The sequence below is a fragment of the Candidatus Binatia bacterium genome, assembly GCA_029248525.1.
Lineage (GTDB): Bacteria > Desulfobacterota > Binatia > UBA12015 > UBA12015 > UBA12015.
Map to the genome: position 1 here is coordinate 214,214 of JAQWJE010000043.1, position 26,373 is coordinate 240,586.

Here is a 26,373-nt window from a genome sequence, read left to right on the forward strand (position 1 = left end):
CCGACATGCCGCAGCGAAGCAAAGAAGGCCGGAAACCCATGTGCCGGCTGTACCCTCACGCGGCCCTACCAGTCCTATCGGTGTCTCTTGCAAAATTTGCATAAGAGTCCTAAAACAGCAGCGGGCATCAGGTCGATGCCACCGACAAACCTCATCTTTCCAGCCGCTTTTTCATCTCACCTTTCGCACTGGAGTCCTGCACATGAATAACCTACGCCTCTCCCCACGCGCGACCTGCCTGATTGGAATGGGCCTGATCGCCGCCCTCTGGGCTCCTTCTCCAGCGTCCAGCGGAAGTTCAAGTCTCGCCTTTGATTGTCATGATATTGCGGAAATCTGTGGCCCCGTTGAAATTCCCGTCATAACCGAAATCGATGGACCCTATACTTATTTTGAGGGTCTGGGCGGGGGCGGCAGCTATGAGACCCTGGTTGACGGCAGGATAACCGGTTCAGGCTGCGGCTCGCCTCTTGGTTGTCACTATATGCGGATCGACCAGAATTTGACCGAAGCGAAATTCCGTTTCGACTTTTCAGCACCTCAGAACATTTACGGAATCGTGATCTGGAATGATCGCAACGAGACCGGGGACGGCGTCGCCGACCTTGCCGTAGAGCTTTATGACGCCGGTGGTAACCTCCTCAAGACCTTCGCGACGCCGATGGAGGATCTTACAACCGAACATATGATCTATTTCGGGGACCCCGCCCTCACGCCCGGCGAGCCGGGTGCTTTGCAAACTACCCCCAACGTGGCTTACGCCATTTGGCAAATCCGCGGCTTCCACGGAGACCCCGGGCCAGACAACCTCGCTCATCAACTGCGTGAAGTTGGCTATAACCCGGTGCTGACATCTACGAGCGGCTATACAGTCATTGCCGTCGAAGAATCCGCGGTCGTGGCAGACACCCCTGTATATGATGTTTGCACGCACCCATGCCCGTCCAAGATCCGGCTACGGCGCGTCCAGAAGGATTTCTTCTACCTGCGCCTGGGCATGGACCTGCCCGACGGATTCGACCCGGCGACATCGGAATTCAGGGTCACTGTGCAAAGTGACGGGAATCCCGTCTTCGAAGGCACACTATTCGCGGGCGACGTGATCCAGCGAGGCCACAAATGGAGCTTCCGCGATCGCACGGCTCGACGCGGTGCCGGGACCAGAGATGGCATCAGCCTGATGTCCATGACCACAAACCGCGAAGGGATCTGGCGTTGGCAGATGAAGGGATTCGCGGACCTCGCAGCGGCGACCAGTCCGGATATCCAGGTGGAAATCGAGATCGACGGCACGATAAGCTTTGCCCGCACCGCGACCTGGAAGGACCGCTCGGACGGATACGTATTCGATCTCACGCAGGCACCAGCGCCCGTCGACCTTTGCGAAGGCGTGACTTGTTCGGGCGCCGATCAGTGCAACAACAACGGCACATGTGACCCGATGACCGGCACCTGCGGAGCCCCCATCCCCGTGACCGACGGAACCGTTTGTGACGACGCCAACGGATCGACCACGGGTGACCAATGCACCAGCGGCATCTGCGCGGGAACACCCTAAGGCCGACGCCTGAAAAAACCGATCTCGTACCGGCATGCAGGCTATCACCGTCGGCCTGCGGCCGGTACCATCGGTGCATGAACTGGAGAAAACTTCTCGGGCCCATTCCGGGAATCATGGTGCTCGCGGTGGCACTCTCACTAACCGCGACAGCAGTCGCTCGTGAGCCCAAGGCCGCACCAAAGATCCTCGAGACGATTCCCGCGGGCCTGAGGGAGTCCTTCACCAGCATCGTGCGCGCGGCCCCCAAACTTCCCGAGAAGGTTCTCTCACTGTCGCTGCGGGCTTACGCGGAGGCGAAAAGCAGGGAATTAGTTTCGCGGCCGCGGCTGGCGATCATCGACTATCGCCTACCCTCATCCGACAAGAGGCTCTGGGTTCTCGACCTCGTGGAGGGAAGCGTTCTTTTCCATGACTGGGTTTCTCACGGTAAGAACTCGGGCGATGCCTACGCAAAAAACTTCTCCAACACTCCGGAGAGTTTGCAGACGAGCTTGGGCCTGTTTGCGGCAGGAAACACCTACCGCGGCAAACATGGCTACTCGTTGCGCCTGCACGGACTTGAGCAGGGTATCAACGACAAGGCCTTCGACCGGAGTATCGTCATTCATGGAGCCGACTATGTCAGCCCGCAATTCCTCCAGCGCCACGGCCGGATGGGGCGGAGCTGGGGCTGCCCCGCTCTGCCCCGGGCAACCTCGAATTCGATCATCGATGCCATCAAGGACGGCGGGGCCCTGGTCGCATTTGCTCCCGAGTGGGAAGCCCGGAGCCTCTTCCTGCCATGAGGCGCTAGAGGCTCTTGTCCAAGGCGGTCGCGGGCTCGAGCGAGAGCGCATCCGGGGAGACAAGGATCGCAGACCCCAGAGGCACGGTCTGCTCAAACCATTCGGAATCTCCCACCGGAATACGAATACATCCGTGGCTCGCGGGAAAGACAGGAACCGAAGGCTCACCATGCACGGCGAAGCCGCCCGCGTGAAAGTATACCGGGTTCCAGAGCCGACCGAGATGGCTGCGGTGAATCCCCTCGATATGGCGAAGGAAACTCATGGAACCGGTGGGGGTGTTGGCGACACTATCTTCTGTGGCATCAGGCGCCCGATAGGTCTTCCCACTGCCGCTGGAGACGGGCAAAATCCTCAAGAGTTGATTTCCCTCATAAACGGCAAGCACCTGTCGAGGAATATCGACCTCGGTGTGAATTCCGTCGTGGACCGTATTGGCCTTCGGAATCGACGATGTCGCCAAAGCACTCAGAGTCTCGGGACCAACGATACCGTCGCGACTCAGGCCATTGACCTTTTGAAAAGCCTCAACCGCGAACCGCAGTGCCTCGCTGCGCTGCCCATCCACAGGGCCCGTATAATATCGAAGTTCCAGCAACTCCTGTTGGACGGTTGATATTTCTACGGCAGTCGCCCGCGGAAGCTTTGCGTCAACGACAGAAGGCACCAGACCAAGGGCCAACGCGGCCACCAGAAAACTTGAACCTAAAAATTTCGTGCGATGCGCCATCAAAATTCCCCCTCTGAAATCGAGCGATCTGCCGAGGTCAAAGGTACCAAGTTGGACATCAAGGGTCGAGGCTTTCGCAAACCGAGCGCTCTCGCTTCCGGATGGCGATCCCCGATTCCGCCTCGACTTCGAGGATACGGAAGAAATCTCGCTCAGGACAATTTCAAGCGCGGTTGATCATCCCGACGACCCAAAGCAACACGACCGCTCCAACTGTCGCCGAAACCAGCGCCCCGATGAAACCGATCGCATCCAGCCCGGCCAGGCTGAAGAGAAATCCTCCGACAAAAGCGCCGACAATGCCGACGACCATATCGCCAACCAGACCAAATCCGCCGCCGCGGGTAAGAACCCCCGCCAACCAACCCGCCAATGCCCCCAAAATCAAGAATGCAATTAAACTCATGAAGCCCCTCCCTGTCCGGGTGCAATTGTAAAGCAAGGCCTTCCGGGAACGAAACCATGCCCCTGCGCGACCATCGAGGAGCTAGAATTCGTAGCCGAAGTATTCGATCTCGCGCTGGTAGCGACGGCGAACAACTTCTCGCAATTCCTCGTCGTAGTGTTTTCGATACGAGGGGATAGCCGGATCGAAGTCGGGATCGGTCTTTCTTCGGACCGCGCGATCCGCGGTTCCGAGCCGAACATCCACGCCCAACCGATCGGTAATCTTGGCAAAGTCCCGGTGCAGTTCTTCAAACCGACCAATGAAATCGACCGCGAGTGGCCCCTCGACAAAATAGAGATGCCCGAGGTACTCGGGCAGTCGTGAATGGAAAAGACCGCGATTCTTGCGCAGGAGCCATTTCCGGAAAGAAGGCGTGCGATGGCCGTACATTCGTCGCCGCAGATCGGACCGCACCCGCGTCCAATCCCCGCCCTCGTCGCGCAGCCAGTGGTCCGGGTCCATCTGCATACAGTAGAGCGAAAAGATTTTATCCCATGGATTCCGCTCGAATGTGAACTTGAAGTAGTTTTGCCAGATGGCATCACCAACGAAATCCCGGATCCGCTCGGAACCGTCGTGTTTCTGCAGGCCCGATGTCCTCTTCTGGACGACGAGATCGCTATCCCCACAAATTGGCTGCAATTGGTCGGCGATCGCTGTACCCGCCGTTTTGGGGCCATGGATGAAGATGAATTTATGCTTATGCGATATAATCATCGGAATGGGCGGGTCCCGGCCTACAGGTTACCCCACGGCCTGTGCCACCGGCAGTTTCATCGCCAATCACAGCCTTCGCTCGTCGGGCTTCACTCCAGATGGCCAAGGAGGAACGGAACCAACTCCAGCCCTGACGGATCTTCCCGCGCAAAAGTGCCCTCGACATACGTGACATTCTCAAGCCCCACCGCATCCGCACGATCCATGACGGCAAGCGCGTGCAGGCCCGTATGGAGGAAAACGTTGAGAAGGTCGTCGAAGCCGGTTGCGTAATTTCGGACAAAAAGCGGCGCGTCTTCGGCATCCATCATGCCCAGCATATCGATACTGGCACGATATTCGGCATTCTCTGGAGTATAGATATCCGCCACCTCGGGAACGCCGAGAAACGTCAGCATATAGTTGGTTGCGCCCACGGCCGCAGCGACCGTTGGGATATCCGTCCCGCCCAAAGCTTCTGCGAATTGCTCCGTGATCGGCATGAGGATCGTGTCCCATTTCATCACGTCATAAGTGGACTGCGTGGCCAACGCGCCCGCAGCCAGGATCCGAGTAGACTCCCTCGCGACAGGATTAGCGCTGTCGGCATCGGCCATATCGTCGCGGGTCGCCATCCACAGACTCGCGCCCGCACCAGCCGAAGCACCGTACATCGCGACTCGTGTCGGATCGAGGTTCAGGATCGCGAAATTGTAGCGCAAAAATTGCAGCGATTGGGCGGCATCCCGCAAAGATGAAAGCACACCGCCCTGCGCGGCGATCGAGTCGGTTCCTTCGGCTCGGGACGGAACGTCCAGAAGAAAGTAGTTTATCGTCGCAAAAGCCACGCAATTATCGAGGAACTCGCGCACATTGCCGGGGTTTCGATGCCCGGCCGACTTGTTGCCACCGGTAAACCCGCCCCCATGGACGTAAATGACCAAAGCCGTCGGCTCCGAGCACTCCGGTAGGTAGATGTCCAAAAAGTTCCGTTCGCCCTCGCCGTAGCGAAGGTCCGCTACGAACTTCGCAGCTGTCCCCTCCAAATCAATCGGCGGATCCGAAAATTCCAAATCCAACGCGGGCCTGGCCTCCTTGCTCGAACTACTGCCCCCGCATGCAACCATCCCGAGGAAAACAAGGGCCAAACATAATTTCGCTGAACTTCTCATCTCTTGTCTCCGGGGCTGTACATTCTATTGGCTTGCAGGGCGAAAGCTTCCGACCTGCGCTCACTTCGATATGATTTCAAGGTTGGCTGCAAGGGAATCCAGCCTGCACCCCCTCGCTTCTCAGGATCCTCGCTGAAGCGCGTCGATCCTTTCGTCCAATGGGGGATGGCTCATGAAAAGAGCTCCGAAACGGGACCGATGCCCCGGCGAGATCCCGAAAGCAGAGAACTGTTGCGGCATTTCGACCTCCGTATGGGGGTTCTTCAGCGCCTCGAGGGCGGCAATCATCTTGCCGCGGCCGGCCAACTGGGCGCCACCGGAGTCAGCCCGGAACTCGCGTTGCCGAGAGAACCACATCACGATGACACTGGCGATCATCCCGAACAGAACTTGCGCGGCCATAACGCTCACAAAATAACCGATACCAAACCCGCCACGGTCCCGATCGCCGGAAATGGCGCGGTCGATCGCGTATCCGACAACGCGCGCGAGAAAAAAGACGAAGGTATTGAGCACGCCCTGGATCAAGGTCAAGGTCACCATATCCCCGTTGGCGATATGGCTGATTTCGTGTCCGAGGACGGCTTCGACCTCGTCGCGCCCCATGCCTCGCAGAAGCCCCGTGCTCACCGCGACGAGTGCCGCATCGCGACGGGCTCCGGTGGCAAAGGCATTCGGTTGAGGGGAATCAAATATCGCGACTTCAGGCATCGCGATCCCCGCCACCTGCGCCTGATTGCGCACAGTGTCAAAAAGAAATTGCTCTGCGGGGTTCCGTGGCGATTCGATAACCTGCGCCCCCATCATACGCTTTGCCATCCACTTCGACATCAACAGCGAAATGAAGGAACCGCCAAATCCGAAGACAGCGGAAATGGCCAGCAGCGATCCCAGGTTCAGTCCGTTTTGCTGCAAATAGGGCTGAAACCCGAGCAAGCTGACCGCGACGGAAAGTACCAGCATGATGGCGATGTTGGTGGCCACCAAAAGAAAAACTCTTTTCATTGTTCCCCCTCCGGGGAGGCGCCTCGCTCCCCCTTGGATGACTCTACCCCCTTGGCCCCGGATCGTGCCAGTCCCACCGGGGAAAATTGCACCAACGGCGCACCATTTCAGGGTCGATCAGCCCCCTATCGCGACCGAACGTCCCGTTTTGATAGAGTCGAGAACAAATATGCTGGTAGGGTTCTGTCGTGCTGGATTTCACAAAGACCACAACACTCGCCTTGCTCGCCCTTTTTGCCTTCGCCTGTGGGGGATCAGGCCCACCGCCGGGCCCGGCACCGGTCCCGACACCGACGCCGGTACCAACAGATTTCGTCGCGACGGCCGCCGATTTTCGGTGTCTCGCCGAGCAACCACGGGTACGCAACCTCCGGATCGCCAATACCCTCGGTTTTCTCGATGAGGCAATTGCATTGGCCGAGAAGCTCACCCCCGGAGAGCAATACCCCATTGGAACCATACTCCAGTTGGTTCCCGGAGAGGCCATGGTCAAACGAGGCCCCGACTTCGATCCTGAGAATAACAACTGGGAGTATTTTGAACTCGCAGTCTCGGAAGCAGGAACAGAAATTCGTGTACGCGGGCGCGACGAAGTCATCAATCAATTCGGAGGTGAGTGCTTCGGTTGCCATGTGGATGCGAGGGAAACCGATTTCATCTGCGAAAAAACCAACGGGTGCGTTGACATTCCGCTCAGCCAGACCCTGATCGACCTGCTTCAGGAGAATGACCCGCGCTGTGGCGATCCGGCAACCGATCCCGACGCTAGCTGAATTGGCAGAGGCCATCTGCCGAGGCGGACCCGCCCTTGTTGGCGGGTCCGCGGGCAAAGCAAGCGCCTATGCGGTCTCGGGCGTGAAAACCAGATCCATCTTCTGGAAACTGCGGACCAGAGCCGACGGTGCCATCTCGGGCTCCTCGCCCGCGTATTTCATCCCCGGCGTCCGGCGGAGCAACTCACGGAAAGCCACTCGCATTTCCATCCGCGCGAGATTCGCACCCAGGCAAAAATGGTTGCCGATGCCGAAAGCCAGATTGGTCTTGTTTCGATCAATGATAAATCGATCCGGATCCTCGAAGACCTCGGCGTCCCGATTGGCCGACGGGTAGAGCATCAAAACCTTTTCCCCCTTGGCAATCTTCTGCCCTCGGATCTCGGTATCGCAAGTGGCTGTGCGAACAAAGGAAATAATCGGGGAGGTCAGACGAAGCATCTCCTCCACAGCAGGTTTGATCAGGTCAGGGTCCGCTGCCAGTTGCTCCGCAATATGGGGGTTTTCGACCAGGAGCTTCATGCCACCGGACAGACCATTCCGGGTGGTTTCGTTGCCAGCCACGAGCAGAAGTACACAGAACATGATGAGTTCATCGTTGTTAAGTTGGCGCTGCTCCTCCAGAACGATCACCTCGTCCATCCCGGCGTGATCATGATCGACAAGGACGCCTTCATCTTTCGCCGTTACCAGAATACTCATCAAATCGTCTCGGGGATTCGCTCGACGATCCTCGAGGATCCCGGTGCAATATTGGCCGTATTCCACAAACGCATTCGCGGCTGCTTCCACAACTCCGGGCTCGTGCATATTGCCCTGTGCCAGAATCATGCAATCTGACCATTGGTGAAACTTGGCACGATCGTCGGGTTGAACGCCGATCATGTCCGCAATGATCAAAAGCGGCAGCGGCACAGCGATATCATGAACAAAATCGCAGCGTCCTGTATGTGCGACCCCATCAAGCGCATCTTTGACGATACCCTCGAAGTCCTCTTCCATCTTGCGCACCATTCGAGGGGTAAATCCCTTGTTCACCAAACGCCGAAGCTTCTGATGGCGGGGTTCGTCCTCATCGATCAGGCCCAGTTTCGCCGGGTTCGAGGGGAGCACGCCTTCACCCGAGCAGAAGGTTTCGTTGTTCTTGGATGCGAACATCACGTCCTCGAACCGAGTCAAAATAAAGAGACCGGACTTCTCCGACCAATGGATCGGGTCGTTCTCCCGAAGCCATTGAAGCTGGTCATACATCGGTTTATCCCAGGTCCAAAAATCGGACTTGCCGTAATCAAAATCAGGGATACTCATCTCAAAAAACCTCATGGGCATCGGCCCGGGAATTCGAAACCACACCGACTGGACGGATGGCTTCACAAATAAAAGATGCGGCTCGGGGGAGCCGCTCAACAATGGGATAGGATTCGTCGGACAGCCATTGGGTCAAGGTCGCGTGCAACGCGCCCAGCACCATCTCGGCCAGAAACTCCGCTTCGAGATCGGCACGAACTTCCTCTCGCTCCTGACCTCGCTCGAGAAGCAAGGCAATCGGTCGTCCCAGACTGGCCAAATAGGGGGCCGCATCTTCGGGGCGCGAACTCGACCGCAGCATCTCGAGCATGACCTCGCGAGCCAGCTTCTGCTGCTCCGAGATCAGCGCAGCCGCATGCCGCGCAAGGCCCTCGAGGTGCGCCGCAACATTGGCATCCTCCTGAAGATGGGCCTCGATCAGAAGTTCCACTGACGCAACCACTTGTGCGGTGATCTCCCCGAGAAGACCGCCCTTGCTCTGGAAATGATTGAAAAAGGTGGCCGGCGCGATATCGGCTGCCTCAGCGATCTCCTCGACGGTCGTGGCATCGAAGCCCTTGTCAGCGACCAACTCCAGCGACACGGCCAGCACCCTCTCGCGCAACTCGCGACGCCGGCGCTCGCGACGCCCCGGCGTAATATCACTGTCAATATTGGGTAAATTCATGGAGAACGGTCCAAACTTGGAGAAAGGTATATTATTAGAGTCCCCTTTAGGTCAACGGTAAATCGCGGCCACAGAGAAAAATCCGCCTCCCTACGCCAACTGCGCTAGCCGATGCCCTGTCAATCGCTATTTTCAGGAGATCTCCGTTGATAAACTTCCGTACGGACCAGAAAAACCCTACCCGCCGAAAGTCTTCGAGTGATAGTCTGCACCCGTGCGACAGCTTAAATTCAGTATGGCGATCACCCTTGTGGCCGTGCTCGCGACTCAGGTCTCCTGGGCCGCGGTCTCGGGGCCACGCAACGTCTACCGCAATCTGGCCGGGACGCGAGGCGGTACCGCCATCGCCGGGCCGATCATCAATCCCGGTAATCAGGGCCAGATCGTGCTTGGGCCCTACTTTGATGCACGCGAGCGCGGGATCGACCCTCAATCGACAAATATCCTGCCACAACACACCAACTTGCAAATCTGGAACCGCAACTCTTCGGATTCGAACCTGCCGGAGTGTACCCGTAAGGACTTCCTCGCAGGACTCGATGGCCTCCACTGCTACAACCCTCTCGGCGGGATCCTCGCGCGCGTATTCTTCCGAGAAGCCGGAACCAGTCAACTGGCGCTGAGTTTTCCGATCGCCATCGGCTGCGGACAAACTTGGGCAGGCGTCATCTCCATGGGCGAAAACAACTTGCCGCAGGTCCGAACTCGCTTTCCCGTCGTGACCGCGGATGCAGACGGACTCTTTAGCGCCCAGATCCCTCTCGATCCACTTCCGTTTGAAAAGGATGTGAACGCAACCGGCTCCATCGAGGATTGGCAGAGAGGATTTTTCGAGATCATCGGCATCGAGTCCATCCCTTGCGGAGCCACGATTGTTCCGGGCCCGGACGGTGCGCCGGAAAGTCGGACCTGGCAATGGGCGAAACTTCGACCGGGCGGGCACGAACCCAGCAACGCCCTGTCGGCAAAAGTCTTTATCATTCAGCCCCAATCCGGCCGCTCCTTTTCTTATCAGGGCACCGCGATCGCTCGTTTCGTGGAGTATGAAGGCGGACCGATTCCACTTGGCGGAAACCTGCTCGCGACTCCCGAAAAACCTACACTTCACGACTGCATCACGACGGGTTGGGACCACGAGACCCCCCTCACTCCCGAGGAGTGTATCTCGGCGGTCAATCTGGCAATCTCCTCGGCCGAGACGCTTGGGCAATTTGATATTCAGGACCTGATCGCCGGCCAGACTCGGATTGCGACGGCGATGCCGACGCGACGCTACCGCTGCCTGAACGATTATTACGCCGATTCGGAACCGTTCAGCTGCAATCCTCAGGGCGAAGAGATCAACTGCGAGATATACAGCAGGCTCGGCACACGAATTCAGAACCCACTCGCCCCGCCCCCTTCGATGGATTCAGCTCAACCGGCCCCGTCAACCTGCCGGCTACCCAAGGATATGTCGATTGTAGCGATTCGCGAGACACAACCGGACCCATCCGCCGACCTGACTCTGTGGACTTGGGAGTTACCACTCGGCGGTTCCGGCAAATTCACAATCGATCTGGCCAAGAATTCCGAGGATATCGTGATCCATCAGGAAAAATATATCCCCGCACGTAATTCTGCGGCGCGCGACCAGCGCGCCCTCGCAGAGACCCTTTCTGATTACAGCGGTCCGAAAAACCTCAACGTGCAAGGCGTGGCTGTCGACGGTTATCTCGGACTTCCGGTGGTCTCCGTGGTCATTCAGGAATTCACCAATCTTCAAACCGGAGGCAATTACGGCAACACCACGCCGTCAGGATCCTCTCAAACCATTTTACTGCCCTGTGAGTGAGCAGGAGATATGACGATGTACACGAATATTTATCGAGCTCTCGCCCTATCTTTGGCACTTCTGATTCAGGCCGCGTTTGGCGCGGATCTGCAGGCGGCCCCCCTCCCTCAGAGCAATTGGGAAAGTTACGCGGTCATCGCCGAAGAGCAGATTCTGGTCGGACCTAACCGGAACCTGAACGGAAGCTTTCTGGTCCTCGATCCCGACGGCTATTTCGACCTCGGAACCGACAGCCAGCAAGCGGGTGGGCTGGTCGCGGCCCAGACCACCCGACTCCAGAGACAGTCCTCCGTCGAAAATCTCTACACGCAAACCTTGACCGGTTCGGGCACCATCCGAGGACAGCAGTTGTCTACAGACTTCCCGCCAACGAATGTCACCCTGCCGCCGCCGGCCACCCCCACCAGCGACTGCGTTACCGTTGCATTCGATGTCGATGTGCCACGGAACACAACAGGGGAGCCTATAAGTGGTCGTTGCTACGGCAACGTTACGGTGCGCGACGGCGCGACCCTGACGCTGCGCGCCGGCAACTATCAGATGCACAGACTCACCATCGGCAAGGGTGCGCGTCTGCAGGCCGAAGGCGCGGTCACGGTACGAGTGCGGCGGTCGGTGCGCACGCAACCTGAGGCTACGATTCGACCCGACAGCGGCAACCCGAGTGATCTGGTTTTCCAAATCGAAGCCCGGGGCAACAACAATGTGATCGGGCGCCTTTCAAACGTCGTGGCCCGCTTCGTATCGCCGAACGACAACAACTTCCGCTTGGAACAATTCACGAATATCACGGGAACTGTTCTCGCCAACCGCGTCTATATGGTCGGCTATCACGGTGAAGCACCGCCGACGCCGACCCCACCGACGCCGACCCCGTCCTTCTGCGGCGACGGTGTGATCCGGGGAGATGAGACCTGCGATGACGGAGCCGATAACGGAACCGGCAACCCCGGCCCAAACGGGTTGGTCTGTCGCTCCGACTGTACTTTTTGCGGTGACGCGATTCAGCAGGATGGCGAATTCTGCGACGAGGGGCCGAGCAACGGCAGCTCCAAGAGTTGCTACGCCAACTGTCGTGCCTGCGGTGATGATATTTGTCAGACCGAACTCGCAGTACCGTCCTACAGGAATTTCATCTGCTTCGAAACCATGCCTACCCTCACCGCGCAATCAGCCGCGCAATGTGAGACGACTCTCGACCGACGGGAGGCGGCGGGCTTGGACAACTTCGTCATCCCCGAAAGCTGCGACCTCGGAATCTTCAACGGGACGCTTACAAAAGGCCCGCTCTGTGCCGGTGCGACACCGCCGATCCCACCGGACCCGAATGGGCTTTACGAATGCAACCAATGCGTACCCGCGTCGAGCAATATTCCCTGCGCGGACGGTGGACTACCGGACCCGGCGCTGGACGAAACCTGCCGGGCAGGAGAACCCGCCGGATACTGGGATAATATCTGTCGCACCGGAGACCCGGACGTCTGCACCGTTTGTGGCGACGGGATCATCCAGCGAGAAGCTGGCGAAGAGTGCGACGATACCGGTCCCAATTGCGGACCGGATTGCCGCCGGGTCCCGGATGAACCCGGAGTCTGTGCACCGGCCCCGGAGAACATCTTCAAAAACCGTTGGGGCCTCGAGGCGGCCCTGCTCGCCGACATCCGGAACACTGGCAGCCGGCGGGCAGCAACAGCAAACCCCGCACAGAATGTCAGCGCCTCTGGGCAGATCTATGCCGGACCCGTCCTGAATATCGGCGGAGAGGGCCAGGTGGCTCTGGGCCCATGGTACGATGTGCGCGCCAATGATGGCGATGCGCAGCAGGTCCTGATTCAGATCCGCAACTCCAATACCGGCGATGAAAACCTGCCGGTCTGTAATTCTTCGGACTACCAGCGCGGCACTGACGGGACACTTTGCTATAATCCCAATGGAGGAATTCTGGCGCGGGTTCGGTTCAAAGAATCCCTGCAGGGGACTCAGGCCTTCAGCTATTCGATTATTCTCGGCTGCGGCCAGGTCTGGGCCGGAAACCTCCAGCTGGGCTCGAACGGGCTTCCAGAGCTCCGCTCCGGGTTTCCCGTGGTCGTCGAAGAAGACCTCGGTTCGTGGCGGACAGCTGACGCCTTCACCACACCCCAGGCCTTCACTCAGGCGGTCCCGGGCGATGTGAAGGATTGGCAGACCGGTTCTTTCGAGATCATCGGGGTCGAGTCCCTTTCCTGCGACCCGGAAGACCAGCTCGCTCGGCTCGAGGGCAACCGTTGGGCCAAGCCCGACGGATTCTTGCGCGAAGCTGCCACCAATCACCTTTCCGCTCAGGTCTTTCTCGTGCGTGTCGGTGCCGGGGTTTCCCATGCCTACCGAACTCCGGCGATCGCTCGATTTGCCGCTCGCGGACTGGGGCCGATTCTCGTCGAAGGCGGGATTCTGAGCAACCTGGAGGCTCCCACTCTTGCCGATTGCCTTACCTTCCGCACCGATGGCGAAAGGTTGCTGACGCCGACCCAATGCGTCGCCGCGGTAAACTTGGCGCTGACGTCAGCTCAGCTGTCGGCTCAATTCGACATCAGCCCTCTGGTCGGTGGAGAGACGCGCATTATTGCTTCCTTGCCGACACTCAATTTGAATTGTGCCGAAGGTGCCCCCTACGGCCCCGGACCTTTCAGTTGCAACCCGAACGGGGAGAAGATGCGCTGCACCGTAGCCGATCGAGAGGGGAATACACGAGCCGCAACTCTGGCGGCGTCCGGACTCACGACCGTGGATGGGGGTTGTCGACTCACACGCGCTACCACCGAGATCGCCATGCGCGCCGAGGTCTCGCGTAGTGAGGTCAGCGAGCCGCCGGCTGACATTTCCCTGTGGACCGACCGCTTGCCGCGGCCGCTCTCCGGTACCGTAAAGATGTACTTCGACCGCAACCTCGCGGGCGAACTTCTGCATGGCGAAACTCTGCCGGATGGACTCCTGAACGTATTTGGTCGTCCCGCCACAGGCTACGAGGGTCTTCCCGTAATCAGCCTGACGGTTCAGGAGTACCGGAATGGGCGAATTGGCGGGACCTACGGAAATACCACCCCGACGGGATCCTTCGATAAAGTACTCTATCCGGGCAACTGATCCGACCGCTGCGTGGAATCAGATTCCACGCAGCGGTCGCAACGACCAGCAGAAAACGGACGAGGAGTCACCGCCTCGGCAGCGAGCCCTGCAAGTTGATTGTGAAAGCGGACGCATCCCCCGGGGATACTCCTGCTGCCCGGAGCGACTCCCGCGCTCCCGGCTTTGCGCAAACTAGCAGCTTTGGGCTAGCGTCCTGCAAATAATCCCGCGGCCGAAATCCTTTGCCAACCGCGAACAGCAACCAAGAAAGCCGATGCCATGAATCACCCTGTAGCGATCCGACCCGAGGACCATGCGATCTTCCAACCCTCCAAAATGGGTAAGGCGACACTTTTCGAATCCGAGCGCTTGCTGGTCGGACTCAATAGTTTCGAGCCAGGGCAAGAGCATGCGCTCCACGCGCATACCGGGATGGACAAAGTCTACCAGGTCGTCGCGGGCGAGGGGGAATTCCTTCTCGAAGGCGAAGAGGTGCCGATGTCCGCCGGGATGGTCCTGGTGGCCCCGGAAGGCGTACCCCATGGGATTCGCAATACAGGCAAGGAAAGGTTGATCGTGCTGGCCATCCTCGCGCCCGGACCCCGCTGAGGAGAAGAGAGGCCTAACTCTTGCTGCTGTTTTCGCGCACGAAGACCGGCTCCTCCGGCGACGAACGACTGTCGTCAAACCGATAGCCCATCCCTGTGAAGTCGCTTATGGCCGAGACCGATTTGATCCTCTCTCGGATCAGCCAGCCGGACATCGCACCGCGGGCACGCTTGGCGAAAAAGCTCACGATCTTGTAGGGGCCGTCATCCTTGGCATCCAGAAATTTGGGCGTGACGATCCGCCCTTCGACCTCATTGGCGCGTACCGAATGGAAATATTCGTTGGACGCCAGATTGACCAGAACTTTTGCCCCGGGGCTTTCCGCCAGGTCGGCGTTCAAAGTTCGGGTGATCCGATCGGCCCAAAACGCATACAGATCCTTGCCACGACCATTGGGCAAGGAGGTGCCCATCTCAAGCCGGTAGGCCTGCATGAGATCAAGAGGCCGCAGCACGCCATATAGACCCGACAGGATGCGCAGAGTCTTTTGCGCATGGGTGTAGTCGCGACTCGTGAACGAACCGGGCGCGTCCATCCCGAGATAGACGTCGCCGGTAAAAGCCGTGAGCGCTGGGCGCGAGTTGTCCGGGGTGAAGGGCGTGTGCCACTGCTGAAAACGCTCGTGGTTCAACTCCCCGAGAGGGGCCGATATGCTCATCAACTTCGAGAGATCCTTCGCCGATTTCTGCGCCATGACCGAGACCAGCTCGCGCGAATCTCGCAGCATCCTCGGCGTTGAGGACTTGTCGGTGGCCAGAGGGGACTCGAAATCCAGCGATTTGGCGGGAGAAATAACAATCAGCACTCTTCGGTTTTACCGGACCAATGCCTGCATGAAAACCCTTGCCCGCCCGCCGGGCAGGCAAACGGCCACCGAGAGCCGCACGCGACCGTTGCGCCGTCCCCCGAGCACCGGCGATCCACCGCGAGATCCCATCCCCTCTGCCCATCCGGGTTGCGAAAAGAACCCCGATACGCGACGCCTAGTGCTTGCCCTGCAAAGATGATTGCAGGCTCACCCCAGCCAAGCGAGAGCAGCCAATGTCGGAGAAACATACTCTTTTTGCCATCACGCACTCCTTGTATTCAGGAAGGGCGCGCTCCTACCTGATCAAGAATCAGATCCCGTTTCAGGAGCTTTCCACGGGCCACGAAAGCTTCAAGAACGATATTCTCCCGCTGGCAAAATTACCGACGATTCCGACCCTCAAGACGCCGGACGGCACCGTTATTCGAGACGGAGCCGCAATCATCGAATATTTCGAGCAGGCCACCGGGCATCCCTGCCAACCCTCTACGGCGCGCCAGAAGGTGGTCAGTTCCCTTTTCGACCTGGTTGGAACCGATGGCCTCCTGCGCCCGGCCATGCATTACCGCTGGAACTTCCCGGACCAGAACCTCAGCTTTCTCAGGCACCATTTCTACTACTCCCAGCGAGACGTCCCGGCGCGTCCGGAGAAAACGGAACGCATGATGGAGAAAATGCGCTTTGTTGCGGGGCTCTGGGGGGTTCGTGACGAAACAAAGGATTTGGTCGAGTCACTCTATCTGGAGCTTCTGGCGGCCCTCGATACTCATTTTTCGGCCCACCCTTACCTCCTCGGCGGCAAACCCTGTATCGGCGACTTCGGCCTGATCGCGCCCCTCTATGCCCATTTGGGACGCGACCCCTATCCCGCACGAATCATGCAGGAAAAAGCAGTTCGAGTTTACCGTTGGGTCGAGCGCATGAACCGAGGCGACGCCGATACTCCAGAATTCTTTGAGGCAAGCGAAGACTACCTGCCCAACGACGAGATCCCTGCGACCTTGATCGAGACCCTGCGAATTCTTTCCGCCGACCTGCTGCCCGAGACAGAGGCCGCCGCAGAAACCATCAATCAATGGCTTCGGGCGACCCCGCCGGCACCGGGAGTGCCGGCCGAGCGCTTTCTCGGCAAGGCGCATTTCTCGGTCCGCGGTCAACCGATCGAGTCGGTGGCTCAGCCCTATCGATTCTTCCAATTACAGCGCGCACAGGATACCTTCGATTCCCTCACCGAACCTGAGCGCACTTCGGTGCGCTCCCTGCTGACCGACACCGGCCTCGCCGATCTCCTGACGATCCGCCTGTCCAGACGCCTGGCCCAGCGCGAGAACCTCGAAGTCTGGCTCTGATCGATCTCCAGAAGACAGAGCCGACAATCGAGGCCTCGCTTCGCCAGGCTGCCGAAAATTTTACGAGAGAGGCTCCGCAACAGCCTCGAGAACGATCTCGGAGACCGTGTCCGCCTCGATATCGTCGGCGCAAAAGGGCATATCGACCCATTCTTTTGCCGAGTAGACACGCGTCATATCCGCAAAATGCGGGGACGCGGGATTGGTCGACTGCGAGTAGGTCAGAACGCTCGAGGCATCGGGACAGCGACTGTCATCCCAGGTCACTACCTGAATATAGCTGTTGCCGTGACGGATATAGCCGCGCCCCTGGTCGCCGACGTAGCGAGACGAAATCACGCTGAACATCGAAGCACCTGATCCGCCGGAGATCGGGATACGATCCCCATCGACCTCCTTGTACTGCACCTCGCCCCAAGAACGATTCATGGGCAGTCCACGCACAATCAATTCATCGACTGCTTCGCCCAAAGCACGCTTCACGCCTTCCACAACATCGAGATTGCTTCGGTTGAGTTCGCGAGGCGTATGAACCGGATCTGTCACATCAAAGGGCACCGCCCACACATCCGCAACATCGGTCAACCTCCCCCAGAACTCTTCCCAGATATGAGGTCCCGTGCTGTCGCTATTATAGCGGGTATCCCATAGCGACAGAACCTCGCAGGCCTCGGCCGCCTGAGCCGGCGCATTGCTGTACGCTGGCCAGTCGTCGACTCCGGAGCAGATCTCGATGACGTCATCGAGCACGAGATCGGCCCCGATATTCCGATTAAGGTAGAGCATCTGTTCGAGCAACTCGCGGTCAAAGCCTGGCAGGCCCAATCCATCGGTCCCCGCAATCCGCTCTTCAGCCTGCATGAACGTCAACCGGGTGCGGAAGGACTGCGCCACGTCTTCCCGCCCGATGACCGGAGAGTAGTCCGTCAAAAGCTGCGCGGGGTTGGAGAGCCAATAGCTGTCATTCGCATTGGCAACATAGGTCGTGTTCTGAAGAGCCGGTAATTGATCGGCAGCAAAGAGCCCTTCCCGAACTCCCGGGGAAACGCCCCATTCACAAGCAGAGCGTGATCCGTCGAGAGAGGGGAACCCTTGCGATGTCAGCAACTCCGTCAGCGGCGTCTTTCCGCATTCATCGAGCTTGGCTACGGAGATATTCGGAATCGCGCCGACATCGCCGTAAAGGGCCTGACCATCTCGATCGGCCGCGATCGTATTCACCCAGGGCACACCCAGCAGCTCAAGCGCTTCCAGCAGTTCCGCGATGCTATGAGACTGGCCGATCGCCAGCCACTGCGGAAGGGCCGCGGTGTTTTCCAGATTGGCATCCCGAAGAGCCAGGAGCGTACCAAACGCCGTTGGCCAACCCGCCACGACCGGGCTCAGCACACCCAAATCCACAATCGGGCCGACGTGGCTCATATAGATCGTTTTGGTGCGTTCCTCCACGCTACCGTCCTCGAGACGGACCTCCACGGTGACGGGGTGCGAGGTGATCTCGCGAACCTCATCGTCATACTGGTAGCGCATGGGATCGGTGGGGAGGATCCTCAGTTCCACGAAGGCGAATCGACGCGCCGTGGAGACGGTATGCGTCCATGCGAGATCCTCATTGAAACCGATGTTCACCAAAGGGACGCCAAACAACGATGCACCCGCAACATTGTAGACGCCGGGAATTTCCAGATGAACATTATAAAACCGCTGTGGACCGTTCCACGGGAAATGAGGATTTCCGAACAGAAGTCCCTTGCCCGACCGGGAAGCGTCTCTTCCGATGGCATACGCATTGCTGCCGAATTCGCTCGGCGGTATAAACCCGAGATCCTCAGCCTGAAAGGCAAAGCTCTGGGCCTCGACACGAGGGGCGGCCGCCAGCGATTCGGGCGGTGCAGCCGAGGTGACCGCACGAATCAAAGGATCCATCGACCCCCGCAAAATCAGCTTGCGGTAGACCTTGGCCAGATCCATCGGCGTCACCTCGCGCACGTAGGCAGCCTCTCGACAGCCGGTCTCACCTTCAGGCAATCCCTCGGCGCCGGTCTCGCGCAAATAGCGATTCATACCTGCCGCATAACCGACCACCAGATCGTCGAGATCCCGTGGTGCCGCCGCCATGAATTCGTTTTCGATATATTCGTCGTTGTTGAAAAAGCTGTAGACTACATCGGCGTCGAAGTTGCCCTCGTCTCCCAGAAAAAGTGCGGAGCGACCGTTGGCACGGACGACTTCCTTCATCAATTCGCAATAATTATCCTGCGAGAACGCGTAGCCATAGCCGTAGCCGAGCCCTTTGAAGTTGTCTGCCTTGATATGAGGGATGCCGAAGCTCGTGCGCACAATTTCCGCGCGCATCGGGGGTTCGTCCGAATTACTGCCGGAACAGCCCGCAAGGACCGTTACCACCGCCCCCAACCACAACAATCCGCTTAGATTTCTCATCGACAACCTTTCTTCCGTCAGAACCTTGCCCGACAGTTATCCTGCACCTGACTTCCCTTCCTATGTCCGGACGGACCGGAATACAATCCCGTATATAGCGCGAGAGACCCCCGTAGATCCGAAAAGCATCGATAATCCAAGCACTTTTGTCGCTCGCGCGGCCGGCAGCGCCGAGGTATGGTCCTGAGGCTTGGTAAATTCCCGTGATGAAAGAATATAACCCAAACGTTCGACGGATCGATCTACGGTCTTGCCTCGTGGCCGCGGCGCTCTCACTGTCGCTGCTGATCGCCCCAGATGCTCTCGCCATTGATGTAGATATCAAATGCCGACGGGACCTCGGCAAAGGCTACCGCAAGCTGGCCGTCACCGCTTTCAAGTACCAGGCCAAATGTCACGAAGACACCATAAGAGGGCGCGACACCCCGGCTGATTGTCGGGATCTCGAGAGCACTGATGTCGCAGCGCTGAAGTCCGTTCGCAAGGCAGAGGAGAAGCTCGCCAAACTTGCTGCAAAAAGTTGTGCGCAAAGCGAAAGCCCCTTCGCCTCCGGCTTGGGATACTGCCCGGCACCCTGCGGCGACCGACCGAATGAGAGCTTTGCCGGTGTAGTGAGTTGCATGAGTTGTCTCGCCAAGGCCCGCGCTACAAGCGCGGCCGACGCCGCCTACCCGTCACCTCAGTTCAACCCGGAAAAAGATGATCTGCGCTGTGCCGCGAGCGTCGGGAAGGCAACTCGCATTCTTCTTGACCGACGCCAGAAGGTCCAGCAACGCTGCCGCTTCCTCGCGGATCGGACAAGCATCGAAGAGTCCTGCAAGGAGTTCAACAGCTTTGCCGATCCTCGCGACGAAGTCGCCAGGGCCGAGCTCAAACTGCAGGATGCGGCACTCGCATGTGCGGCGGAAAGCCCTGCTCGGTTGGGGCTTTGCGCAGCCGATCCCGCCGCTCTCGGCGAATGTCTCACGACAACCATGGACGAAATCGGCGAGGATACCTTCAATGATTTGTACCCCGAACCTTTCCTGAGCCTGCAATCCCCCACTCAGGGAGCGTTCTTCCAGGGCACCTCGATCGAGGCTCACGGTCAATTCGGGGGGGCAGCGCCCGAAAGATATTCCGTCTACGTCAACAACGAAGTTGCCGCGACCACCAGCACGGGGGGCTTCTCCCACAGCGTGCAGGCCGGCTCGGGAGTTCTGCAGCCTCTGGTGATTGAGCTGCGCCATACCAGCTCGCAGAACGTCCTGCTTCGTCAACGCCGAACTCTTCACCAAACCTCGGGGATCCCGCTGGGCTCTACCGAGGCTGCCGGCCTCTCCTTCCGCCTGTCTGATCGAGGGCTCGATCGTCTGGAACCGTCGCTCGCCTCCATGGTCGAGATCGACCTACCCTCACTTCTCCCACCCGGCACTCTGGTCATCGACGACTTCGAATACCTTTGCGTGATCGGATGTCTCACCACGGACGTCACCATCAACCCCTCCAACGGCAGCAATGCACCACCGCCCGCAGTGGCCGGGTTCCGACTGGGTGCCGACGCACGCGGCGCCGGTGTGGGCTACGTGGAGGCCGAAATCGTCCTGCAAGCTGTGTCGTTGAGCGCCCGCGTTGTCGAACTTGGCTGTGACATCAACGTCACCTCGGACGCCGCCGTTCTTCGCGGCAACTTCGACCTCTGGTGGGCCCCCGCCGATCGCACCAGAATCGACGTCACACAGCTCGGAGGCATCGACGTCAGCTTCGCCGGCTTCAGCGCCGACACCGATTGCGGCGACGGCTTTGGCAGCGGACTGCTCGAGAGCCTTGTCGGAAATTTCCTCGGCGATGTGGAGTCGCTTGTGCGCGACGGATTCACCGGATTCCTCGACAATCAATCTCCAGGCGATGACGATACGCCCATTGCTTCGGCAATCGAAATTGCTCTCGCCGGCTTCGCCATTCAGGGCGTACTGGGCGACAGCCTCGGCGTCGGCATCAGCGCGCCAATCGCCGATATCCCGATCGACGACGAGGGCATCACCATTCGCAATGACCTGACTCTGGCCGCGAATGTGGGCGGCGGAAGCGGTCAATGCACGCCGCCTGCAGGATCCGCGGAACCGCTGGGTGTCGTCGTCGCCGCCGGCGACTTGCCGATCTTTGCTGCGGGAACGCCCGTTGCGGGTCGCGCTTACGATGTCGCACTCTCACTCTCGCGAACCGTCCTGAACCAACTGCTGGCCGAAGAGACCCGATGCGGTCTGCTGGTAAGCAACATCGAGGCTCTGGCCGGTGCCCCGATCACCACCGACCTGCTGGCGCTCGTCTTTCCCGAAATCGCTACCATCTGGCCCGATACGAGACCCGTCCGCGTCGAGGTTCGTCCCGGACTGGCGCCCTTTCTCACAACCCAGACAGGTCCGGCCGGCGAGGTCGCCGAGCTAAGGATCGGCCATCTCCAGCTTCGTTTTATCGTCGAGGACGCCGGAGGAGATCTGCAAATCCTGAATGTTCTCGTCGATCTCCGCACGGGCATTGAAGTGGGCTTCGATAATATTCTCGGCCTTCTCGAGTTTGTACTGGGACCGCTGGCAGCCAATGAGATCGACGTTCTCGTTCTGGAAAACCCGCTGGAGCTCAACGAAGCGCTCGTGTCCGTGACCCTGCAGCAATTGCTCCCCGCCGCCCTCCCGAACATCAGCTCGACGTTGGGCAGCTTCCCGATTCCCGAGATTCTCGGGAAGACATTCTATGGACTCGAAGCCTCCGCCCTCGGCGGCAGTCTGGGGGTCTTTGCCGACCTGCTGCCCGCCGGAACGATCGTGCAACGCGACTTCACGGGAGCCGATTTTCAGACAGCCGATTTTGTCCTCAACGGCAACGCAGTCTGGGTTGAAGACCCCGCACCTTTTTTCCAGCCGCAACCGAGACGACTACGCCTCACCAGCAACCAGACAAACCAACAGGGTTCAGCCTGGTACGCCGGCACACAAATCGATGCGAGCCAGAACTGGAAGGCCTTCTATCAGTTCCAGCTCTCTTATCAGGGAGCCGAAGGCGCCGATGGGCTCGGGTTTCATCTGCAATCCGATGGTCTCGACGCGAACCCGGCCGAGAATGGAACCGGACTTGCCGGCCCGCGGATTTCCGTCGTGGTTGACACCTACAACAACGGGCCGCAAGGAACCGAGGAATCGCTTTATGTTCTGGTCAACGGTGCCGTCCTGTACTTCAACAACCTCCTCGATTTCCCATCGGATCCGAGGCCCGGGTCCTTTCCTCGAGTTTTCCGGATGGAGTTGGAGTACTGGGCTGCCGCTCAGGAATTAAGGATTGCGCTTTTCGACGAGGGCTCGAACGCTTTTCTCGATGAACGCGTAAGCATCGACCTGCGCAACCTGGGACCATCCCATGCGGGCTTCTCGGCGCGTACCGGCAACGCGACGCAGAACCATGACGTGCGTTCCTTTCTCCTCGCCGGGACGGTGCCGGTCCTCGATCTCGCGCCCGGACAGTTACGCCGTGCGCGAGATTTCACCGGCGGCGATTTCGAGACCGCCAGCATGGCCCTCGTTGGCGATGCGTTCTGGACCGAAGACGGGGCTCCAATCTTCTCGCCCTATCCGCGACGACTGCGCCTGACGAACAATGGCTCGGGTCGCAATGGCTCGGCCTGGGATGCGGAGAGTCGCTGGGATGCCTCCGCAAGTTGGAGCTCGATCAGCCGTTTCCAGATCACCTTTGGCGGTCCCGATGGGGCCGATGGACTTGGTTTCCATCTGCAAACCAACGGCACGACGATCAACCCGAACCACCATGGGTTTGGTCTCGGCGGACGCCGACTCTCCGTCGTCATCGACACCTGGAACAACGACGATGGGGCCGACGAATCTCTGCAGGTGTGGCTTTCGGGCAATCGAATCTACTCGAATAACCTTCAGGATCTGGCCAGCGACCCCCGCCCCGGCTCGAGCCCGCAAGTCTTTCGGCTCGAAGTTCGCCACGTGGCGCCCTTGAACCAATTGCAGATCCGACTGATTGACGAGTCCGGCGGTGGCTATCTCGAAGAGACCATCGGTCTGAACCTCGATGGCTGGGGGGCCTCCTGGGCCGGATTCTCGGCCACCACAGGGACAGCTGCGGAGAATCATGATATCCGAACTTGGGAGTTTACCGGAGTACCCATGCCATGAACCTGAACGACAACAAGCGCAACAGCGCTCACCTCTGCGGCCTTCTTTTGGTCATCCTCAGTTTGGCGGCTCCCGCGGAGGCCATCACCGATGTTTCCATCGCCGCCCGGAAACTCGTGATCCGGGACAAGTCGGCGATCGGTGCCAAATCAAGCGTAGTTTTCGTCGCGCGCGACAAGGAAGGCCTGGTCGAGGTTGGGACCGGCACCGATCCCGGTTCCGTGGAAGCAGAGCTGCAGGTATTCTACCCGGACGGGCAACCCGTCGCTCAGTTCCGCGTCCCCGTGGGCTCGGCACCCGGAGTCCGTGGCTGGCGGAAGCTGACCGGCGGATTTTCCTTCACCAACAAGGCGACGGACCCCGAATCGCTCGACACGCTCACGACTGTCAAATCGCTGCTCGCTCGGTCGGGGAAGGTATTGAAGGTCGTGGCGCGCAGCGCCGGCGATCTCGACAGCAATCTCCGCGCACTTGGAGCTCCCACAGGTCCGGTCGACACTGTTCTGACCATACGTAATGCAGGCGAAGAGGTCCGCCATTGCTCGCGCTTCGAATCGTGTCGATTCAAGTCTTCCGGTGGCGGTCTGCTGGCCAATCTGGTCTGCAAGAATGCCGCGCCAGGGCCATGCCCAAGCAGCGCGTCGCGGACACGGATCGAAAAAGCCCGCGAGCCACTCCACCTCTACGTCGTTCGCACAAGCGAACTGACCTCAGGCGAGCAGGTCATGGTCGCGGGGCTCCAAGGTCTTGTGGCCAGAACCAGCCCCGCGCAAATCTATCTTGACCCTGGTGCCGGCGGCTATCGCACCTGGCTGGAAGATCTCGCCGCAACTCGCGGCGTCACTTACGAGGAGGTCTCGGACGCGTGGTGGCTTGTGGACCGATTCCGCGACCTGTTGCGCGGACACCTTGTTTGGCAAGCTGGCGATCACTCGATCAGTGTGGCCAACTCTCTGGCCGGTATCGAAAACGCCTTATTGGTGGATGCTTCCATGGAAGGGCGCGCGCTGGCGCGCGGCCTCGAGCGGATCGCCGACCTGCGCAGCATGAACGAAGGGTTGATCCTTGATAACTACGCAAGCCGGCTGAACCCGGTTGTCGCCTTTGAGCAACGCGAAGAATTCACCCAACAGCTACGCGACTACGCCGTGCTCTCTCGCGCCATGGTCTTCTTCGACGGCAACTCGGAGTTTCGCAACAACCTTGTGGAAACGTTGGCCCCCGATGCCGCAATCTACGGCTGGGGAGACGCGAGTATTGGCGAAGATGTCTTCGTGGGCGCGAGCTCCGACCGAGGGGCGTTCACCATCGCCGCTGACCATGCCCATAATATCGCACCTCTCAGCGGGATCCCGGCACACCAACAAACCCAACCAAACCAACCCGCTGCCAGCGCATCCCCCGGCAAACACTACGCTTCCTTCCTCATGACCGATGGCGATAATATCCAATGGCTGCTCGGCACCTTCGCCACCGACGCGCGCTGGTACGGTAGTCCGCTCCGCGGGAGTTTCGATATGGGCTACGGAATGGCACCTGCCCTCGCCGAACTCGCTCCCTCGGTTCTGCATTGGTACTACGCGAACGCGGCCACCGGCAGCGGCGAGGACTATTTTGTCGTCGGCCCTTCCGGGGGCGGCTATCTCTACCCGAGCCGCTATCCCACCGCAGCGCTGGACACCCATATCGAGCGTCTGGCGGGATGGATGTCCCTGGCGGACCTCAGCCTGATCCAGATTCTCGACGCCGAAGCCAGAGAGCGACTCGATCTTTGGGATCGCTTTACCGCACGAGAGGAGATCGAGGGTCTCTTCTATCTGGAATACGCAGACTATGCGGATGGTCGTGGCCGGGTGAACTGGTCCAATGGAAAGCCCATCATTGCACCGCGCGGCAAGCTGTGGACCGGCCTTGCCAACTCGGATGCCGCCTCGATCATTTCCCTGCTGAACAATGCTCGCCGCGACTCGAGCAGCGTAGCCGGCTACAGCCTGATCAATGTCGCGGCCTGGGATCAGTCCTTTGGTCTGGTCCAGAGCGTCGTGGCGAGCCTCTCACCCGACGTCGAAATCGTGACACCCGGTGAATTGGTCCAACTGATGCAGGATAACGTTCCCCATCAGATCGCCTTTCACCATGATTTTACCGGTGCCTCTTTTGAAACCTCCGATCTCACACTGGTCGGATCCACCTTCTGGGTTCGCGACGAGGACGCTCTCTTCCAGCCCAACCCGCAACGGCTGCGCCTGACCAACAATGGCGGTGGTCAGGTGGGTTCGGCCTGGTTGTCCCAGCCCATCGATGCTTCAGAAAGCTGGTCGACAGCCTTCCGGCTGCAGATCAGCCATCTGGTCAACGGCGGCGCCGATGGAATGTCTTTCTACCTGCAACCAGATGGGCTGGCCGCGAACCCGGGCATCCGCGGTTCCTTTACCGGGTCGGCACTGACCGTCGCCGTCGACACCTGGGATAATGGCGAAGGTACCAGCGAATCCCTCGAAGTTCTGCTCGGGGACAACCGAATCTTCTTCAACGACCTGCTTGACTTCACCGCTGACCCGACGCCTGGCTCCACCGGTCATGTATATCGGCTGGAACTGGACTACCTGAGCGCACTGCGTCAACTGCGAATCCGCCTGATCGACGAAGGCAGCGCCGCGGCACTGGAGAACTGGGTGGAGGTGGACCTCGCGAGTTTCGGTTCCATGTACGCCGGTTTTTCTGCCCAGACGGGGGGATCCGCGCAGAATCACGACCTGCGGACCTGGACTCTCTCCGCAGCCGCACCCTAGCGCGGCGCGTCACGGCCGGGCGGTGCTCGGGGCAATTTCCACAATTGGGACACGATTATATTGACCTGCGACCTCCCGGGGCGATATGACCAGAAACGTCCCGCACAGCCCACA

General features: G+C 59.4%; 18 protein-coding genes. 9 read left to right on the forward strand and 9 right to left on the reverse strand.

Annotation, left to right across the window (positions count from 1 at the left end; translation table 11 throughout):
• Window positions 1-202: 202 nt before the first annotated feature.
• Together P8K07_11195 and P8K07_11200 are read left to right on the forward strand one after the other, a co-directional pair.
• On the forward strand, window positions 203-1,558 hold the full coding sequence (locus tag P8K07_11195) for a hypothetical protein (GenBank protein MDG1959084.1): 1,356 nt from the start codon (window positions 203-205) through the stop codon (window positions 1,556-1,558).
• Window positions 1,559-1,635: 77 nt separating this feature from the next.
• Window positions 1,636-2,346, forward strand: a complete 711-nt coding sequence (locus P8K07_11200) for a murein L,D-transpeptidase catalytic domain family protein (GenBank protein MDG1959085.1) — start codon at window positions 1,636-1,638, stop codon at window positions 2,344-2,346.
• A 4-nt stretch (window positions 2,347-2,350) separates the two neighbouring features.
• Here P8K07_11200 and P8K07_11205 read toward each other — a convergent pair whose 3' ends face one another.
• From P8K07_11205 to htpX, 5 genes are all read right to left on the reverse strand, one after another.
• Window positions 2,351-3,076, reverse strand: coding sequence for a L,D-transpeptidase family protein (locus P8K07_11205; protein ID MDG1959086.1), 726 nt, complete (start codon window positions 3,074-3,076; stop codon window positions 2,351-2,353).
• A gap of 163 nt (window positions 3,077-3,239) precedes the next feature.
• Window positions 3,240-3,482, reverse strand: coding sequence for a GlsB/YeaQ/YmgE family stress response membrane protein (locus tag P8K07_11210; GenBank protein ID MDG1959087.1), 243 nt, complete (start codon window positions 3,480-3,482; stop codon window positions 3,240-3,242).
• 81 nt (window positions 3,483-3,563) lie between these two features.
• Window positions 3,564-4,241 (reverse strand): sulfotransferase family 2 domain-containing protein, encoded by a 678-nt coding sequence (locus P8K07_11215; protein ID MDG1959088.1) that lies wholly within the window; start codon window positions 4,239-4,241, stop codon window positions 3,564-3,566.
• An 89-nt stretch (window positions 4,242-4,330) separates the two neighbouring features.
• Complete coding sequence (locus tag P8K07_11220) at window positions 4,331-5,299, reverse strand: carboxylesterase family protein (protein ID MDG1959089.1); 969 nt, start codon at window positions 5,297-5,299, stop codon at window positions 4,331-4,333.
• A gap of 213 nt (window positions 5,300-5,512) precedes the next feature.
• On the reverse strand, window positions 5,513-6,397 hold the full coding sequence (htpX, locus tag P8K07_11225; protein MDG1959090.1) for a protease HtpX: 885 nt from the start codon (window positions 6,395-6,397) through the stop codon (window positions 5,513-5,515).
• A 188-nt stretch (window positions 6,398-6,585) separates the two neighbouring features.
• On the opposite strand from htpX, the gene P8K07_11230 reads away from it, so the two are divergent.
• Entirely contained in the window at window positions 6,586-7,170 is a 585-nt protein-coding gene (locus tag P8K07_11230) for a hypothetical protein (protein ID MDG1959091.1), read from the forward strand.
• Window positions 7,171-7,236: 66 nt separating this feature from the next.
• On the opposite strand, the gene P8K07_11235 is transcribed toward P8K07_11230, so the two are convergent.
• A complete protein-coding gene (locus P8K07_11235; protein MDG1959092.1) occupies window positions 7,237-8,478 on the reverse strand; it encodes a cytochrome P450 in 1,242 nt (413 codons plus the stop codon).
• A 1-nt stretch (window position 8,479) separates the two neighbouring features.
• On the reverse strand, window positions 8,480-9,145 hold the full coding sequence (locus P8K07_11240; protein MDG1959093.1) for a TetR/AcrR family transcriptional regulator: 666 nt from the start codon (window positions 9,143-9,145) through the stop codon (window positions 8,480-8,482).
• A gap of 214 nt (window positions 9,146-9,359) precedes the next feature.
• Here P8K07_11240 and P8K07_11245 point away from each other — a divergent pair, with 214 nt between their 5' ends.
• The 3 genes from P8K07_11245 to P8K07_11255 all read left to right on the forward strand — a co-directional run bounded on the left by P8K07_11245 (window position 9,360) and on the right by P8K07_11255 (window position 14,693).
• Window positions 9,360-10,979 carry a hypothetical protein gene (locus P8K07_11245; protein ID MDG1959094.1) on the forward strand — a complete coding sequence of 540 codons (1,620 nt, stop codon included), beginning with the start codon at window positions 9,360-9,362 and terminating at the stop codon, window positions 10,977-10,979.
• 15 nt (window positions 10,980-10,994) lie between these two features.
• Window positions 10,995-14,102 (forward strand): hypothetical protein, encoded by a 3,108-nt coding sequence (locus P8K07_11250; protein MDG1959095.1) that lies wholly within the window; start codon window positions 10,995-10,997, stop codon window positions 14,100-14,102.
• A 261-nt stretch (window positions 14,103-14,363) separates the two neighbouring features.
• Entirely contained in the window at window positions 14,364-14,693 is a 330-nt protein-coding gene (locus tag P8K07_11255) for a cupin domain-containing protein (protein ID MDG1959096.1), read from the forward strand.
• A gap of 13 nt (window positions 14,694-14,706) precedes the next feature.
• Here the strand turns inward: P8K07_11255 and yaaA are convergent, their stop codons facing one another.
• Entirely contained in the window at window positions 14,707-15,498 is a 792-nt protein-coding gene (gene yaaA / locus P8K07_11260) for a peroxide stress protein YaaA (protein ID MDG1959097.1), read from the reverse strand.
• A gap of 236 nt (window positions 15,499-15,734) precedes the next feature.
• Between yaaA and P8K07_11265 the strand changes: the two genes are divergently transcribed.
• Complete coding sequence (locus P8K07_11265; protein ID MDG1959098.1) at window positions 15,735-16,850, forward strand: glutathione S-transferase family protein; 1,116 nt, start codon at window positions 15,735-15,737, stop codon at window positions 16,848-16,850.
• A 60-nt stretch (window positions 16,851-16,910) separates the two neighbouring features.
• On the opposite strand, the gene P8K07_11270 is transcribed toward P8K07_11265, so the two are convergent.
• The gene (locus tag P8K07_11270; GenBank protein MDG1959099.1) at window positions 16,911-19,292 is read right to left on the reverse strand and encodes a penicillin acylase family protein; all 2,382 of its coding nucleotides are present in this window, start codon (window positions 19,290-19,292) and stop codon (window positions 16,911-16,913) included.
• 206 nt (window positions 19,293-19,498) lie between these two features.
• On the opposite strand from P8K07_11270, the gene P8K07_11275 reads away from it, so the two are divergent.
• Both P8K07_11275 and P8K07_11280 read left to right on the forward strand, forming a co-directional pair.
• A complete protein-coding gene (locus tag P8K07_11275) occupies window positions 19,499-23,467 on the forward strand; it encodes an L-type lectin-domain containing protein (GenBank protein ID MDG1959100.1) in 3,969 nt (1,322 codons plus the stop codon).
• Entirely contained in the window at window positions 23,464-26,259 is a 2,796-nt protein-coding gene (locus P8K07_11280) for a GxGYxYP family putative glycoside hydrolase (GenBank protein ID MDG1959101.1), read from the forward strand. Before P8K07_11275 ends, P8K07_11280 begins: the two co-directional genes overlap by 4 nt.
• Window positions 26,260-26,373 lie beyond the last annotated feature (114 nt).